Origin of the sequence: Adlercreutzia rubneri, from assembly GCF_009755265.1 — a bacterium.
GTDB classification, from domain to species: Bacteria; Actinomycetota; Coriobacteriia; order Coriobacteriales; family Eggerthellaceae; genus Adlercreutzia; species Adlercreutzia rubneri.
In genome coordinates this window covers 38,968-54,338 of sequence record NZ_WPOO01000009.1, presented here as the reverse complement: position 1 = coordinate 54,338, position 15,371 = coordinate 38,968, and the positions used below count along the sequence as shown (strand labels likewise).

The 15,371-nt window shown below is 67.6% G+C and carries 13 protein-coding genes; 9 read left to right on the top strand and 4 right to left on the bottom strand.

Annotated elements, in window-relative coordinates; all coding sequences use genetic code 11:
• The first annotated feature begins 61 nt into the window (after nt 1-61).
• Nucleotides 62-748 (top strand): beta/alpha barrel domain-containing protein, encoded by a 687-nt coding sequence (locus tag GO707_RS06680; RefSeq protein ID WP_198161035.1) that lies wholly within the window; start codon nt 62-64, stop codon nt 746-748.
• Nucleotides 749-898: 150 nt separating this feature from the next.
• Here the strand turns inward: GO707_RS06680 and GO707_RS06675 are convergent, their stop codons facing one another.
• Entirely contained in the window at nt 899-1,807 is a 909-nt protein-coding gene (locus GO707_RS06675; protein ID WP_161127757.1) for a Ppx/GppA phosphatase family protein, read from the bottom strand.
• A gap of 126 nt (nt 1,808-1,933) precedes the next feature.
• Complete coding sequence (locus GO707_RS06670) at nt 1,934-2,722, bottom strand: sortase domain-containing protein (protein ID WP_157012607.1); 789 nt, start codon at nt 2,720-2,722, stop codon at nt 1,934-1,936.
• Between the two features lie 546 nt (nt 2,723-3,268).
• On the opposite strand from GO707_RS06670, the gene GO707_RS06665 reads away from it, so the two are divergent.
• Nucleotides 3,269-4,123 carry a hypothetical protein gene (locus GO707_RS06665; protein WP_157012606.1) on the top strand — a complete coding sequence of 285 codons (855 nt, stop codon included), beginning with the start codon at nt 3,269-3,271 and terminating at the stop codon, nt 4,121-4,123.
• 21 nt (nt 4,124-4,144) lie between these two features.
• Nucleotides 4,145-5,302, top strand: a complete 1,158-nt coding sequence (locus GO707_RS06660; protein WP_157012605.1) for a CapA family protein — start codon at nt 4,145-4,147, stop codon at nt 5,300-5,302.
• Nucleotides 5,303-5,477: 175 nt separating this feature from the next.
• On the opposite strand, the gene GO707_RS06655 is transcribed toward GO707_RS06660, so the two are convergent.
• Nucleotides 5,478-6,662 carry a beta-ketoacyl-ACP synthase 3 gene (locus GO707_RS06655; RefSeq protein WP_157012604.1) on the bottom strand — a complete coding sequence of 395 codons (1,185 nt, stop codon included), beginning with the start codon at nt 6,660-6,662 and terminating at the stop codon, nt 5,478-5,480.
• Between the two features lie 196 nt (nt 6,663-6,858).
• On the opposite strand from GO707_RS06655, the gene GO707_RS06650 reads away from it, so the two are divergent.
• The 6 genes from GO707_RS06650 (at nt 6,859) to GO707_RS06625 (ending at nt 14,079) form a co-directional block, all read left to right on the top strand.
• Complete coding sequence (locus GO707_RS06650; RefSeq protein WP_157012603.1) at nt 6,859-7,824, top strand: nitronate monooxygenase; 966 nt, start codon at nt 6,859-6,861, stop codon at nt 7,822-7,824.
• A gap of 10 nt (nt 7,825-7,834) precedes the next feature.
• Nucleotides 7,835-8,797, top strand: a complete 963-nt coding sequence (locus tag GO707_RS06645; RefSeq protein WP_157012602.1) for an ACP S-malonyltransferase — start codon at nt 7,835-7,837, stop codon at nt 8,795-8,797.
• A gap of 2 nt (nt 8,798-8,799) precedes the next feature.
• Entirely contained in the window at nt 8,800-9,558 is a 759-nt protein-coding gene (fabG, locus tag GO707_RS06640) for a 3-oxoacyl-[acyl-carrier-protein] reductase (RefSeq protein WP_335878766.1), read from the top strand.
• Nucleotides 9,555-10,841, top strand: coding sequence for a beta-ketoacyl-ACP synthase II (gene fabF, locus GO707_RS06635; protein ID WP_157012601.1), 1,287 nt, complete (start codon nt 9,555-9,557; stop codon nt 10,839-10,841). The genes fabG and fabF overlap by 4 nt, the downstream gene beginning before the upstream one ends.
• A gap of 161 nt (nt 10,842-11,002) precedes the next feature.
• Nucleotides 11,003-11,464: a 3-hydroxyacyl-ACP dehydratase FabZ gene (gene fabZ / locus GO707_RS06630; protein WP_227070544.1), complete on the top strand. Its 462-nt coding sequence runs from the start codon at nt 11,003-11,005 to the stop codon at nt 11,462-11,464.
• A gap of 2 nt (nt 11,465-11,466) precedes the next feature.
• Nucleotides 11,467-14,079 (top strand): acetyl-CoA carboxylase carboxyltransferase subunit alpha, encoded by a 2,613-nt coding sequence (locus GO707_RS06625; RefSeq protein ID WP_227070545.1) that lies wholly within the window; start codon nt 11,467-11,469, stop codon nt 14,077-14,079.
• 247 nt (nt 14,080-14,326) lie between these two features.
• On the opposite strand, the gene GO707_RS06620 is transcribed toward GO707_RS06625, so the two are convergent.
• Nucleotides 14,327-15,316 (bottom strand): diaminopimelate dehydrogenase, encoded by a 990-nt coding sequence (locus GO707_RS06620; RefSeq protein WP_114539281.1) that lies wholly within the window; start codon nt 15,314-15,316, stop codon nt 14,327-14,329.
• Nucleotides 15,317-15,371: the final 55 nt, after the last annotated feature.

Below are 15,371 nucleotides of genomic sequence, written 5' to 3'. Positions count from 1 at the left end.
GGCGTTCCGAAAAGAAGGCGTCGGTGCGGCGCCGAAGGCGGCAAGAGCGAGGAGTACGGCTGTGACCAAGGTCATCAAGAGAGAACATGCGGAGCGGGCGGGGGCCCACGAGAGCGTGCTTTCCGTGCCCGAGGTCATGCGTACGGCCCCCGGCATCGCCATTCAGGGACGCAAGATCCGCTCGCTCGTGTTCTCGACGGATCTGGCCGTCATCTGCCACTGCGACGCCGATGCGGTGCTCGCGGTGTACCCCTTCACCTGCCAGCCGGCCATCACCCAGGCGCTCGTGGCCGCGTCCCAGCGCCCGGTGTTCAACGGGGTCGGCGGCTCCATCACCCAGGGCGAGCGCTGCGTGGAGGCGGCCCTGCACTCCGAGATGTCCGGCGTGGCCGCCGTCGTGGTGAACACGTCCATTCCCGTGGAGTCCATCTCGGCGCTCGTGGAGAAGGTGGCCGTGCCCGTGTGCGTGACGGCCTGCGCCGCCGATGACGTGGTGCGCCGCCAGATTGCGGCTGGCGCCTCCATCGTGAACGTGGCCGCCGGCTCGCGCACGCCCCAGGTGGTGGAGGCTTTGCGCCGGGAATATCCCGACCTGCCGATCATCGCCACGGGCGGCCCGACCGACGACGCCATCCGCGCCACCATTGCGGCCGGGGCCGACGCCGTCAGCTGGACGCCGCCGGCCATTGCCGATCTGGAGCGCGAAGTGATGGAGAAGGCCCGGCGTTTGGCGGCCGAGCTGTTGTAGAGCCCTGCAAGTGCGATCCGTAGGGGGCGACCTTGGTCGCCCCTTCGCAGCTGGGGGCATCATTCCGGTTGAGAGGGCTGACCAGGGTCAGCCCTACGGGATGTGGGGCAAGCGAGGTTGGCCGGCTCCACAGGGTAAACCGGCGGGGCCCTAAAGCATGTGGGTGACGAGGTAGCCCTCGCGGATGCCGTATTTGCAGGGGATAACTTCGGCGGCGCCCAGCTCCTCTGCGAGCGTGCGCACGATGATCATGCCGGGAACGAGGCTGTGAACGCGGTCGGGGGCGGCTTTCACAGCGCGATGGGCGAAAACGGAGACGTCGCCCTGAAGGAGATCGGCGAGCCCTTCCATGTCCTTGCGGCTGATGCTCTTGGGCCGAGTGTCGTCGCCCCACACGGCGGCGACCATCTTCGCGAGGGCGCGCACCGATCCGCCGATGCCGTAGAGCCGCTCGCTTCGGTACCCCTCCAAATTCGGTAGCGTCTGGAGTTCTTTGCGGAACGCGTCGGCGATGGTGCGGCATTCGGCCGGGGTGGGAATGACGCAGCGCACGTAGTTCGCGTAGGCGAGCACGCAGCCGAAAGGTATCGAGATCCCCGCATGGTCGCCATCGGACGCAAGGGCCGTCAGCTCCGTCGAGCCGCCGCCAACATCGATGAGCGTGCCTGCTGCAAGGGGTGTGCCGATGGAGGCGCCGACGAACCCGAGGTGGGCCTCCTCGCGGGCGGAGAGCACGCGCACCCTATGGTTGATGGCTGTCTCGATGGCCGCAGTCGCCGCTTTGGAATTCGCGCAGTTGCGCAGCACGGCGGTGGCGAAGATATCGACGCGCGCGCAGTTGAGGTTGTCGGCCAGCTTCAGCAGGTCGCTCAGCACGGTTACGGCTCGTGCGATGCCCGCGCTGGAGAGGGCCCCGTCGGTCACGTAGGCGGCAAGGCCAGCCATCTTCTTCTCGTCGACCAACGTGCGGAAGGGCTTGGCGGCATCTTCCCGCTTGGTCTCGTAAACGACTAGGCGAACCGAATTGGAGCCGAGGTCGATAACGCCGAGGCGTGCCATGAGGGTCCTTTCTCGAGGGTGCATTCCGCAGTGATTCCCTAGGGTAGCGCAACCTGCCGGCAAAGAGCCGCCCGATCGGTATGACCGGGCGGCTCGGAAGAGGGGAGGAGCGGGTCGCTGTCGCCTCTAGACGGCGATGACCACGCGGTAATGGGCGTTGTCTCCGCAGCATGTCTGCAGAATGATCGACTCGCCGTAGTCGGTCACGCGGGACTGGATGTCCTCCCAGTAGGTGCTATCGGGAACGATGAACTCGTCGACGACGGAGTAGGTGCGCGTGTTCCCATCGGAGTCGCACACGGTGACGGGATCCCCGTTCTTCAGGGTCATGACGCAGGTGAAGTCGCCGGGGTTGTGACCGATGAAGTAGCCCCAGCTGCCATCGGTGGTGCTATCGGAGCCCATCCACAGTCCCGCACCGGAGGCGGGAGCCGAGGCGCTTTCGTAGGAGGGGACGTAGGTGACGATGTCCCCGTTCACGTCGATGGAGTCCGCTACCATTTCATCGCCTTCGGGGGAGATGGTCTCGAGGGGCTCGGTCACGTCGACGGCCTCCACGTCGATGGAATCGTCGGAGCCTTCGGGCGTCTCGCCGGCAGCGCTCGCGGCGGTCTTGGCTGTGGCATCGTGGCTCGCGCTGTGCTTGGCGGACAGGGAAGCGCGGCTGGAAACCGCATCCAGGGCCAGCTCGTCGTGGATGTCGTCGAACTCGGAGGCCATGGCCACCGCCTCTTCCTGATCCTCGTAGACGATAATGGAGGCCACCTGCTTGGCGATGGAGGTGCCCTGGGCCGCCTCGGGCATGGGCAGGGTCGCGGGGTCGCGGTCGGGTTCTATGGCGTAGGCGATGCCGCCGACCAGGGCGAGCGCGGCGGCGCCGGAAACAACGGCGGCTATGAGTTTCGATGCCTTCATGACGCTTCTTCCTTTCACGAGGCCTATCGACGGAGTCGCGGACGGGCTTCTTCTTTGCGAGGCGAACCCTCTCGTGCGGTAAGGGCCAAGAATGGAACTTGACAGTGCCTATCTTAGGGTGTCCAGGTCACAAATAGGCTCTGAACTGGGCATTGTTGGAATCGCGTATGCGTAAGAGAACTTGTTCGGAAGAAAGAAGCCGCCTTGAAATACGCCCGTTTCCATCCCGTCGCCATTGTTGACGGCATGCAAGCGGAAACGGCGCGGGTTGCGCAGAAGTTGTGGGGGGCCGCTGCCGTTTGGCTCCCGTAGGGGGCGATGTTGGTCGACCCTTGCTGCACGTGTTGAGGTTTTCGCCGCTGCCGATTGTTGAGGTCTGAGGGCTTTTCGCGAAGAGGGGAGGTCGCAAGGCGATATTTTGCCTATAATGAGCCCACCTGTATTTCGATGGACACAACCGCACGCAAGCTGCTTTGGCGGCCGGCGTGCTGCCACCAAACGAACACGCGAAACGCACGACGGAAACGAACACGAGGTTGATCATCCATGGGAATGAACCAAGACCCCCGAGGGGATGCCTACGGCCGCAGCCCCGAGCGACCCGATGCGCCGGCTCCGGCCGGCCGGGCTCCCCAGGGCTCGCGGGGCAAGATCACCACGCGCCCCTCGCGAGAGAGCATTTTGCAGTCCTACGCGACCCAAGACGAGATGCGCGCCCGTGACGCGCGCCTGCGCTCCCAGCAGGCGTCCCGCGCCTATACGGCCAGCGCCGCCCAGCGCGATGCCGATCGCGCGGCCCGGCGCGAGGCCCTTGCGGCCCAGCAGCGCGAGCAGGAGGCTCGTCGCGCCGCCCAGCAGCGTCCCGCACCCGCAACCCCGGCCCAGCGCGCCGGCCAGCGCCGAACGCGCGTGGTGCCGCCTTTGTCCTCCCAGGAAAGCTACGACCTCACCCGCTCCTCCATGGAAAGCTACGAGCGCGCCCGCGCCTCTCGCGATGCCCTGTCGGAAGCTCGGCGGGGCCGCGCGCTCAACCGCGAGGTCATCGACGGCCGGGGCAGTATCGACTCGCGCACCTTCAACGAGAGCCACCAGATTTCCGCCTACTCCCGCGACGACCGCGACCGCCACGACCCGATGATCGATGTCATGGACAACCGCACCTGGCATTCCCGGGCTGGGCAGGGCTTCGTCGCGCCCGCCGAGGGGGCTCCCGGCGCTCCGGCGCCCGCGCGTCGTCCGCGCGGCTCGAGCGCCTCCGACGTCGGATTCGCCGGCGTCATGAGCGGCCGGGCCAACTACGGCGGCACCCAGGGCGGCTCCGGGGTGCCGATGTTCGTCAAGATCGCCGTTCCCCTGATCGTCGTTCTTCTTGTTGTGATCGTTTGCCTCTTAGTGTTCTAAGGGTTCTAGAAAAGGCATTACATGTACGCGAAACCGACCTGTCCGACTCCGCTGAAGATCCTTCTCGTTGTTGTTATTGTTGTCGAACTTGCGGCTATTGGGCTCTTGCTCGCCGGCCGTGCCGGTGCCTCCGAGGGTCGGGACTCGGCCGTCGAAGCTTCGGCGTCGACGACTCCGGCGCCAACCGACACGCCGGCAGCTCCGGCTGCCTCTGACGGCGGAGAGACGGCCGGCGGGGACAAGGCGTCTTCCGAGCCCGTGACGCTGACCGTCACCTTCGCCGGCGACTGCACGCTCGGTACCGACATCAACTACGAGAACGAGCGGTCCTTCAACAGCCGCTGGCAGGCCGAGGAGGGCGATGCCACCTACTTCTTGCGCAACGTCGCCGACCTGTTCGGCTCCGACGACCTTACCGTGGTGAACATGGAGGGTGCGCTGACCGAGGGCGGCGAGCGGGCCGACAAGAAGTTCGCCTTCCGCGGCAAGCCGGAGTACGCCAAGATCTTTTCCAGCGCCTCGGTAGAGGCGGCGACGCTGGCCAACAACCACTCCCAGGACTACGGCCAGACGGGCTACGACGACACCATTGCCGCGCTGGACGCCGAGGGGGTGCAAAGCTTCGGCTACGACCGCATCGCGTATCTGGATGTGAAGGGCGTGAAGGTGGCGCTCATCGGGTCGTACTTCCCCGAGGACAGCGCCGAGAACACCAAGGAGATGACCGACAACATCGCCGCGGCCCGCGCCGAGGGCGCCCAGCTCGTGATCGTGTACGTGCACTGGGGCCAGGAGCACGAGTACGACATCACCGAGGGGCAGCAGACCGCCGGGCGCGCCGCTATTGATGCGGGGGCCGATGTAGTGGTGGGCTCGCACCCGCACGTGGTGCAGGGCTGGGAGGTGTATCAGGGCCGCTACATTGTCTACAGCCTCGGCAACTTCTGCTTCGGCGGTAACACCAACCCCGACGACAAAGATTGCCTCATCTTCCAGCAAACGTTCACGGTGACCGGTGACGAGGTGGCCAAGAACGACGACGTGGATTTCATCGCCGCCTCGGTTTCCACGGAGACCGACCGCAACACCTACCAGCCGGTACTGGCCGAAGGGGATGAGAAGGCCCGCATCGACGCGAAGGTGCAAGAAGCCGCCGACCGCATTGCGGCTGCCTCCTAAAGTATCGATTAACCTGTCCGGCCGCGAGAAGGCGGAGGGGCGCCGTGCTCAAACAGCTTTCTATGGCAGGGCTCGTCGGGAGCTGCCGACATTTCGTTATGCCATAGAAAGAACTGCGCGCGGCACCCCTCCGCCTTCTCGCAGCCTATTGAGCCTTAGTTGCTGGGGTTGCGGTCTAAATGCGGATGACGCAGGAGCCGGCGGTGAGGCCGCCGCCGAAGGCGGTCATGCAGGCGATGTCTCCCGGTTGCAGTTTGCCTTCGCAGAGCGCCTCGTTCAGGGCGATGAGGGCGCTTGCGCCGCTGACGTTGCCGACGTGGTCGATGATCACCTGGAAGCGCTCCATGGGCAGGTCCATTTTCTTGGCGGCGTAGCGGATGATGCGCTCGTTGGCCTGGTGCGGTGTGAACAAGGTGACGTCGTCGGTGGTCAGCCCGGCGCGGGTAAGCGCCTCCTCGGTGCAGCGCATCATGGCGGAGGTGGCGAACTTGAACACCGCCTGGCCGGCCATGCGCATATAGGGGTCGCTTTCCGCATCGGCAGCGGCGAGGCGCGGGGCAGCGGTGGCGGAGGTGCCGGCAGCAGCGGTCGTGCCGTCGGCGGCGAAGGGCACCTCGCGGGAGGCGAAGGCGCTGTCGCACCAGAGGGTGCGGTCGACGTCGTCGGTGTTTTCCATGTACGAGGAGAGGATGCCGGGCGCATCGGCTCCGGCGGCTCCGGCAGCTCCGGCGGCTCCGGCAGCGCCATCGGCGCCGGCAGCACCGGTCTCCGCCTCGTCGCGCCATTCCAGCACCACGGCCCCGGCGCCGTCGCCGAACAGGATGCACGTGGCGCGCTCTTCCCAGTCGACGAGCTTGCTCAGGCGCTCGGCGGCCACCACGAGTACGCGGCGCACGTCGTTGCAGCGCAGAGGCGTCCCGGTGCGGGCGGCTTCCTGGCGCGCGAAGGCGGCGCCGGCCATGATGAGGTCAGCGGTGGAAAGCCCGTAGACGCAGCCGGAGCAGGCGCAGGACATGTCGTAGCACACGGCGTTTGTGGCACCGATGCGCTCGCGGATGCGGGCGGCCTCGGAGGGGAAGTGGGTGTCGGCGGTGAGCGTCGGGCAGATTATCATGTCCAGGCTGGCAGCTTCGATCGCTCCCGCCTCGCGCTGCCAACCGCCTTCCTCAAGCCCCAGCGCTCGCAGCGCGGCTTGGGCGCCCAGATCGGTGCAGGTCTCCTCGATGGCGACATGGCGGGTGTGAATGCCCGTGCGCGGGACGATCCACTCGTCGGTGGTGTCTACGATTTCCGAGAGCTCGTCGTTGGTGACGATGCGCGCGGGCAGCGCTCTGCCCGATCCGATGATGACGCTGCCCAAAGCCGTTCCTTTCCGTAAGTGATGCCTCAACCTGCTCTATGATGCCCCATATCGCCAAGTTTTCTGCTCAACGATGAGATGTTTGGTGAAGATTTTAAACGCGCGGTCAGTTTTTGGGGCGAATTCCTTAAGATTTCTCAGATAGTTTATCTCAAGGCGCGTGTTGCCGCAGCGAAAGAGAGGACGAGCTGCTTTCATGAAGACCCGTATCACAGAGCTTTTGGGCATTGAATATCCCGTCGTGCAAGGGGCCATGGCCCGCATCGCCGACGGAGGGCTGGCCGGCGCCGTAAGCGAAGCCGGCGGCTTGGGCATCATCGCCTGCGGGGGCGCCCGGCCCGAATGGATTCGCGAGCAGGTGGCCCGCGCCCGCGCCCTTACGAGCAAGCCCATCGGCATCAATGTCATGCTCATGGATCCGCGCGCGAGCGAGGTGGCCGAGCTCGTGTGCGAGCTGGGCGTGGAAGTGGTGACCACCGGCGCCGGCAGTCCCGCCAACTATATGAAGATGTGGAAGGAAGCGGGCGTGAAGGTGGTGCCCGTGGTGGCCTCCTCGGCGCTGGCGGCCCGCATGGAGCGCCTCGGCGCCGATGCCGTGGTGGCCGAGGGCACCGAGGCTGGCGGACATATCGGCGAGCTGACCACCATGGCCCTTGTGCCGTCGGTGTGTGCGGCGGTTTCCATTCCCGTCATCGCCGCCGGCGGCATCGTGGACGGCCGGGGGATGCTCGCCGCCTTCGCGCTGGGCGCCGAGGGCGTGCAGTGCGGCACGCGCTTCCTCACCGTGGAGGAATGCGGCGTGCACGAGGCGTGGAAGGAGAAGGTGCTGAAGGCGAAGGACTCCGACACCATCGTCACCGGGCGCGGCACGGGGCATCCCGTGCGCGGCCTGAAGAACAAGTTCGCCCGCGAATGCCGCAAGATCGAGATGGCCGCCACCTCCGGGGAAGAGCTGGAGGGCATGTACGCCGGCTCGCTCGCCCGGGCCGTGGCGGGAGACGTGGAAAACGGCTCGGTCATGGCGGGCCAGGTGGCTGCGCTGGTGACCGAGCGCGGCACGGCGGCCGGCGTCATTGCCGATATGGTGCGCGAGGCCGAGGCCCTGGCCGGCCGCTCATTGGGCGAGTTGGCCGAGCTGAACAGCCGCCGGGCGCGCGTGTAAGGAGGCCGCCATGCTTGATGAGACCCCCTTGGCGCCTTTGGGCCCGGCTGGCCTGGTGTTCATGGCCTCGGGCCAGGGCTCCCAGAAGCCCGGCATGGGCGCCGATCTGTTGGACATCCCCGAGGTGGCGAACGTGTTCGCTTGCGCCTCGGACGTGCTCGGCCGCGACGTGGCAGCGCTGGTGCGCGACGCGTCGCCCGAAGAGCTGAACGACACGCGCAACGCCCAGATCGCCATCGCGGCGCTGTCGGTCGGCATGGGGCGGTCGCTTAAGGCGCGCGGCATCGAGCCGGACGCGCTGCTCGGGTTCTCTCTCGGGCAGATTTCCGCCATGGTGCTCGGCGGCATGCTCGCCGAGGAGGACGCCTTCGCGCTCATCGCTGAAAGGTCGCGCCTCATGGGGGAGGCGGCCGACGCGAATCCCGGCGTTATGAGCGCGCTTCTGAAGATCACGCTGCCCGAGGCCGAGGCACTGTGCGCTCAGTGCGCCGAGGACGAGGTGCTCGTGCCCGCGAACCTGAACGGCGGCGGCCAGATCGTCATCGCCGGCACGCCGGCGGCGGTGACCCGCGCCGAGGAGGCGTGGGCCGCGAGCAAGGGCCGCTTCTCGCGCTTGGCCACGTCCGGTGCCTTCCACAGCCCGCTCATGGCGCCGGCGCAGGCGCCCTTCGCCGACTACCTGGCGAAGGTGGAGTTCCGCGAGCCGGTGGTGCCGGTCATCGGCAACGTGCACGCCGCGCCGCTTGACGTCGCCGGCGCTCGCGAGGAGCTGGTGGCGCACTTGGTGTCGCCCGTGCAGTTCGAGGCCAGCGTGGCAAAGCTTCAGGCGGTCGGCGCGAAGATGTTCGCGGAAGTGGGCTTCGGCGGCGTGCTCGCCAATCTCGTGAAGCGCATCGACCGCAGCGCGCCCCGAGCTGCCATTCAGGATCGCCCCTCCTTCGACGCCTTCGTCGAGGAATTCGGAAAGGAATAGATGTGACCGAATCAGAGAATCGCCGTTGCGCCGTGGTGACCGGCTCCACCCGCGGCATCGGACGCGCCGTGGCCCGCGAGCTGGCGGCCGCCGGCATGAACGTGGTGGTGAACAGCTCTTCTGAGCGCAGCCTGCCCGCCGCCGAGGCGGTAGCCGCCGAGATCGCCGAAGAGTTCGGTGTGGAAACCCTGGCCGTGGCCGCCAACGTGGCCATAGAAGAGGAGGCCAACGCGCTTATCGCCGCTGCGACCGAGGCCAACGGGCGGGTGGACGTGCTCGTGAACAACGCCGGCATCACCCGCGACGGCCTGGCCGCCCGCATGTCCGACGACGACTTCGACGCCGTCATCGACATCAACCTGAAGGGCACCTTCCATTGCTGCCGCGCCGCCGCGAAGCTGATGATGAAGCAGCGTTGGGGTCGCATCGTGAACATGTCCAGCGTGGTGGGCGTGTACGGCAACGCGGGCCAGGTGAACTACGCCGCCTCCAAGGCCGGCGTCATCGGGCTCACGAAGTCGCTCGCCCGGGAGCTTGCGCGCCGCAACATCACGGCCAACGCCGTGGCGCCGGGATTCATTGCCACCGATATGACCGATGCGCTCTCCGATGCCCAGCGCGAGGCTATCGTGAGCCGCATCGGCAGCGGGCGCTTGGGCGAGCCGGACGACATCGCGCATTTGGTGCGCTTCCTCGCCTCGGACGAGGCGTCCTATATTACCGGTCAGGTCATCTGCGTGGACGGAGGAATGTCTTTATGAGCGAGAACGAGAGCATCCAGACCCGGCGGCCCGACGGCACCCATCGCGTCGTCATCACCGGCGTGGGCGCGGTGACGCCGGCCGGTGTGGGCGCCGAGGCGCTGTGGGAGACGCTCATGGAGCGCGGCTGCTGCATCGCGCCCATCGAGCGCTTCGATACGAGCGAGTACGAGGTGCACATCGCCGGCGAGGTGCGCGACTTCGATGGCACCGAGCACGGCCTGACCAAGAAGGAGGCGCGCCGCTTCGAGCGCTTCGTGCAGTACGCCATCGTGGCGGCCGACGAGGCGCTGGCCCAGTCCGGCTTGGAAGTGACCGACGAGAACCGCGATCGCATCGCCGTGGTGTTCGGCACCGGCATCGGCGGCATCGACGAGCTGCAGAAGAGCTTCGCCACCTTGGAGGAGAAGGGCCCCAAGCGCGTGAACCCCCTGTTCATTCCCACGATGATCGGGAACATCGCCGCGGGCAACCTGGCCATCCGCTACGGCATGCGCGGCGAGTGCCTGAACGTGGTGACCGCCTGCGCCACCGGCGCCCATTGCATCGGCACGGCGCTGCGCGACATCCGCCACGGCTACATCGACGCGGCGCTCGTGGGCGGCACGGAGGAGTCCGTGAGCCCCATCTGCATCGCCGGCTTCACGAATTTGTCGGCCCTTACCCGCGCCGAGGATCCCAAAGAGGCCTCGCTGCCCTTCGACGCCCGCCGCGGCGGGTTCGTGGCCGGCGAGGGGGCCGGCGCGCTCGTCATCGAGTCTTTGGAAAGCGCTCTGGCCCGCGGCGCTGCGCCCATCGCCGAGATCACCGGCTTCGGCAGCACGGGCGACGCCTATCACATGACCGCGCCCGACCCGGAGGCCACCGCCATCACCGCTGCCATGGCCGCCGCTCTGGCCGAGGGCGGCTTCACCCCGGCCGATTTGGGGCACCTGAACGCCCACGGCACGGGCACGCCGGCCAACGACGCCACGGAGTCGAAGGCGCTCGCGAACCTGATGGGCGGTGTGGAAGCGGCCGCTTCGGTGCCGGTCACCTCCGTGAAGGGCACCACGGGCCACATGCTCGGCGCCGCCGGCGCGGTGGAGGCCATCGTGTGCGCCCTGTCCGTGGCGCGCGACGCGGTGCCCCCCACGGCCGGCTTCGCCGAGGCCGCCGAGGACTGCCCCGTGGCCGTGGTCACCGAGGCGGTCACCGACTATCCGCAGAAGGTGGCCCTGTCGACCTCGCTGGGCTTCGGCGGCCACAACGCCGCTCTGGCCTTCTCGCCCTACAAAGGTTAGGGAGCTTCACCCTCTCGTAGGGGCCGACCTCGGTCGGCCCTGGGCTCGCGGTCCGGCGGGGCTGACGCGAAGCGTCGACGTCCTCGCGAACGAGGGCCGACCAAGGTCGGCCCCTACGGAAGGCGAGATGAGGATCGAAAGAATGTTGCAAGGAGAAACGTATGACTGAGGAGAACGCGATGGCGCCGCTGCCCTGGGGGCGCGAGGTCATCGAGGGGATTCTGCCCCATCGCGATCCGTTCGTGTGGGTGAGCCGCATTATGGCCATCGAGCCCGGCGCTTCCATCGAAGGCGAGCTGGACGTACCGGCTGATCTGGATATCTTCCGCGGGCACTTCCCCGACCATCCGGTGCTGCCCGGCGTCATCATCATGGAGGCGCTCGCCCAGTGCGCCTCCATCGCCGTGCTTCAGGCGCCCGAGCTGCGCGGGTGCATCGGCTTTCTCACCGGCATAGACGCAGCGAAGTTCCGCCGCCAGGTGGCCCCCGGTGACACCGTGACGCTGCGCGCGACCATCGTGAAGTCGTCGCGACGCCTCGTGGTGGCCGAGGTGGAGGCCTCCGTGGACGGCGAGATCTGCGCCACGGCCACCCAGAAGTACGTGCTCGCACCCAAGGAGTAGACATGGCCAAAGCGGCTTCCAAGTACATCAGCTTCGACACGGCGGGGAACTTCGTCTCCGAGTTTGAGGACGGCTCTGCGGCCCCCGAGGCGCCCGAGGACGGCTCGCTGAAGTCGGCGGTCTCCTACGCTCTGGACGCCATCGTGGAGGCGGCCGGCACCTTGCCGGATACGGCGGCGGCCCTGGTGGGGGCCCGCCCCGGCGCGGCCCATCGCGACCCGGAGGAGAAGGTGGCCGACGTCTCCGAGCACGTTCGGTCCACCATCGGCGACGACTTCGCCGTCGATGCGGCGCGAACCGCCGAGAAGCCCCGGGCCCTCGTTATCGCTTCGGCCAAGAACGCCCGGGCCTTCGTGGTGCCCATGGAGCAGGCGGGCCTCGATGTGGTCTTCGCCACGGTGGACAACCGCTCGCTGGACGGTTTCGCCCGGCGCATGCTGCCCACCTACAACCTGGGCAGCACCACGGCCGACGTGGACGCCGACACGCTTTCCGCCAACATCTACACAGTGCTCTCGGCGGCCAAGGCCTGCGGCGCGACGCTCATCTTCCTCGACAGCGCCAAGGCGTCGCTCGCGGAGGACGCCTATTTCCTACGTCACGCCGCCAAGCGCGGCCTGCGCGTGTTCGCCCCGGCCACCGAGGGCACTCTGCGCACCGGTTGGGTGGAGCTTCTGCCCGCCGGCGTCGCGCCCGCGCTCGGTGCGGCGTCGCCCTCCGAGGCGCCCTGGGAAAACGAGCCGGCTCGGGTGGCGGACGACGACGAGGGCCCCACCCATTGGCGCCGCTGCCACAAGTGCAAGCTCTTCTTCGACAAGGAGGAGATCATCGAGCTCGGCGGCTATTGCCCGGCTTGCGGCACCCTGCAGCGCCTGCGCTCCGACGAGCGCCTGGCCGCCACGGTGGACGCCGGCTCGTTCGAGGAGTGGAACGCGGTCATGCCCGACTCCAACCCGCTGGACTTCCCGGGCTACCCGGAGAAGATCGCCGATCAGCGCGAGAAGAGTGGCCTTGAGGAAGCGGTGCGCACGGGACGCGCGACCATCGCGGGGCTGCCTTTGGCCGTAGGGGTCATGGAGTCCGGCTTCTTCATGGGCTCCATGGGACACGTGGTGGGCGAGAAGGTGGCCGCGATGATCGATCGCGCCATCGCCGAGCGGCTGCCCGTCGTCGTGTTCTGCGCCTCCGGCGGCGCCCGCATGCAGGAGGGCCTCATCTCGCTCATGCAGATGGCGAAAGTGTCCTGCGCCGTGGAGCGTTTGGGGGCGGCCCGTCTGCCCTTCATCACCGTGCTCACCGACCCCACGACCGGCGGCGTGACGGCGTCGTTCGCCATGCAGGGCGATATCGTCTTGGCCGAGCCCGGCGCGCTCATCGGGTTCGCCGGCCAGCGGGTCATCCGCGACACCATCAAGCAGGAGCTGCCCGAGGGCTTCCAGACGGCGGAGTTCGCGCTCGAGCACGGGCTTATCGACGCCATCGTGGAACGCTCCCAGATGCGCAGCGTGCTGGCCCAGCTTCTGGCCCTGCACGCCCCGGCCGACGACCCGGGGCGCATCGTCACCTACCACAGCGTCATGGACGCGCTGTCGGTGGGCGCGGACGCCTACGGCTCGGTGGACGTGGCGCCCGAGGCCCGAGCCGTTGGCGAGCGCATCCGCGACGAGGAGGCCGCGGGGTTGTGGCGCAGCCTGGCCGAGTCAGTGCCGGTGGTGGGCGAGCTCATCGGGCGCCCGGAAACCCCCGAGGAAGCCGAGGAGGCGTCCCGCCGCGAGCTGGAGCGCCATGCCCGGCGCGAGGCCCGCAAGTCCGGGGTGAGCTGCGAGGCCGCTTCGGGCAGCGCCTGGGAGTCCGTGCAGATCGCCCGCAACGTGCGCCGTCCCACGGCCCGACGCTACCTCGACGGCATCGTGGAGGGCTTCATCGAGCTGCACGGCGACCGCGCCTTCGCCGACGACGGGGCCATCCTCGCCGGCATCGGGTGGATCTCGGGGCATCCCGTGACGGTCATTGCCCAGGAGAAGGGCGTGAACTTGGCCGACCGCGTGGCCCGCAACTTCGGATGCCCCCAGCCCGAGGGCTACCGCAAGTCGCTGCGCCTCATGCGCGAGGCGGAGAAGTTCGGCCGGCCGATTCTCTGTTTGGTGGACACCCAGGGCGCCTTCTGCGGCACCGAGGCCGAGGAGCGCGGCCAGGGCAACGCCATCGCCGACAATCTGGTGGCCATGGCGGGCCTTACCGTTCCGGTGGTGAGCGTGCTTCTGGGCGAGGGCGGAAGCGGGGGCGCCTTGGCGCTGGCCGTGGGCAACCGCGTGGCCATGCAGGAGCATGCGGTGTACTCGGTGCTCTCGCCGGAGGGCTTCGCCTCCATCCTGTGGAAGGATCGCACCCGCGCGCCCGAGGCCGCCGAGGCCATGCGGATGGACGCCGCCTCGGTGCTGGAATGCGGCATCATCGATGCGGTCATTTCGGAAGGGGAGGGCCCGGCCCACGAGAATCCGGAGGAGGCCGTCGCTGCTGTGCGCGATTACGTGCGTGACGCCTACAAGGAGCTGGCCGACCTTGCTCCCGACGAGTTGGTCCGCCAACGCCAAGAGCGCTTCGCGAAGTTCTAGGAGTGGTTTCTGCCGCTCCTTTTTTGCCCGGAGCAATCTCGTTGCCGTTCTGGTCGCAGAATTTCGATTTGTTAGACATGGCTGGGAGCGGCTTGGTGAGCTGGGGTTGAAAAACAGGCTGAAAAGAGGCCGAAAAGCAAGAAAAGGACTCGTGTCGAGCCCTTTTCTTTTGCTTTGCAGGATGTGGAAGTCTAACAACTCGAAAATATGTCCCCAAATTGAGAGGAAGATTTGCTGGAAGGACCTCTTACAGCATCTTCGCGCGGAGCTCCTCGGGGGTCATGGGCGAGAGCAGCGCAGGCGCGATGTCGAAGATGGTGCGACAGCCCGTCTCGCCCGCGCAGGCCATGCGCCAGCAGGCGCGGGCGCAGGCGACGAGCACGCTGCCGGTGAACTCCGGGTTGGAATCGAGCTTCAGCGAGTACTCGATCACGTGGGTGTTCTCGCCGGCGGCACCCGTGGTGCCAGTGCGGATGACCGAGCCGCCGTGGGGAATGCCGGCGTGATCGCGGTCGAGCTCTTCCTGAGAAATGAAGGTGACCGTGGTGTCGTAGTCGGCGAAGTAGTTCGGCATCGTGACGATGGCCTCTTCGATGGCAGCCGTATCGGCACCCTCTTCGGCCACGACGAAGCACTCGCGGGTGTGCTTCTGACGCGTGGTCAGCTCCGGGTTGGCACCGGAGCGCACGGCCTCCAGCGCCTCGGGCACGGGCACCGTGTACTGGCGGGCGTCCACCACGCCGGGGATGCGGCGGATGGCGTCGGAGTGCCCCTGGGAGACGCCGCGGCCCCAGAAGGTGTAGTCGGCGCCGTTGGGCATGATGGCGTTGGCGTAAACGCGCGAGACCGAGAACATGCCCGGATCCCAGCCCACCGAGATGACGGCCACGTGCCCCGTCTCGCGGGCCACCGCATCGACGGCGGCGAAGTGCGCCGGGATGTTGGCATGGGTGTCGAAGGAGTCGACCACGTTGTAGAGCGCAGCGGCTGCCGGGGTCTGCTCGGGCAGGTCGGTGGCGGAGCCGCCGGCGAGCATGAGCACGTCGATGTCGTCGGTATGGGCGGCCAGCTCCGTGGCGGGCCAGACGGCGACGTTCTCGCCGAGCGGATGCACGGTGGCCGGGTCGCGGCGGGTGAACACGCCCACCAGTTCCATATCGTCGTTGGCGGCGACGGCCAGTTCAATGCCGCGGCCGAGATTGCCATAGCCGAGAATGCCGATGCGGATGGGGTTCAATGGTGCCTCCTTGGGTGTTCGCTGAGTAGGAAAACGGCGCTTCGGGCTGACGCTC

Bases quoted from the DNA above. Each gene is read 5' to 3' on its own strand.
- GO707_RS06675 (WP_161127757.1), bottom strand. From the start codon at position 1,807: ATGGCACGCCTCGGCGTTATCGACCTCGGCTCCAATTCGGTTCGCCTA.
- GO707_RS06670 (WP_157012607.1), bottom strand. From the start codon at position 2,722: ATGAAGGCATCGAAACTCATAGCCGCCGTTGTTTCCGGCGCCGCCGCG.
- GO707_RS06665 (WP_157012606.1), top strand. From the start codon at position 3,269: ATGGGAATGAACCAAGACCCCCGAGGGGATGCCTACGGCCGCAGCCCC.
- GO707_RS06660 (WP_157012605.1), top strand. From the start codon at position 4,145: ATGTACGCGAAACCGACCTGTCCGACTCCGCTGAAGATCCTTCTCGTT.
- GO707_RS06650 (WP_157012603.1), top strand. From the start codon at position 6,859: ATGAAGACCCGTATCACAGAGCTTTTGGGCATTGAATATCCCGTCGTG.
- GO707_RS06645 (WP_157012602.1), top strand. From the start codon at position 7,835: ATGCTTGATGAGACCCCCTTGGCGCCTTTGGGCCCGGCTGGCCTGGTG.
- fabF (WP_157012601.1), top strand. From the start codon at position 9,555: ATGAGCGAGAACGAGAGCATCCAGACCCGGCGGCCCGACGGCACCCAT.
- fabZ (WP_227070544.1), top strand. From the start codon at position 11,003: ATGACTGAGGAGAACGCGATGGCGCCGCTGCCCTGGGGGCGCGAGGTC.
- GO707_RS06625 (WP_227070545.1), top strand. From the start codon at position 11,467: ATGGCCAAAGCGGCTTCCAAGTACATCAGCTTCGACACGGCGGGGAAC.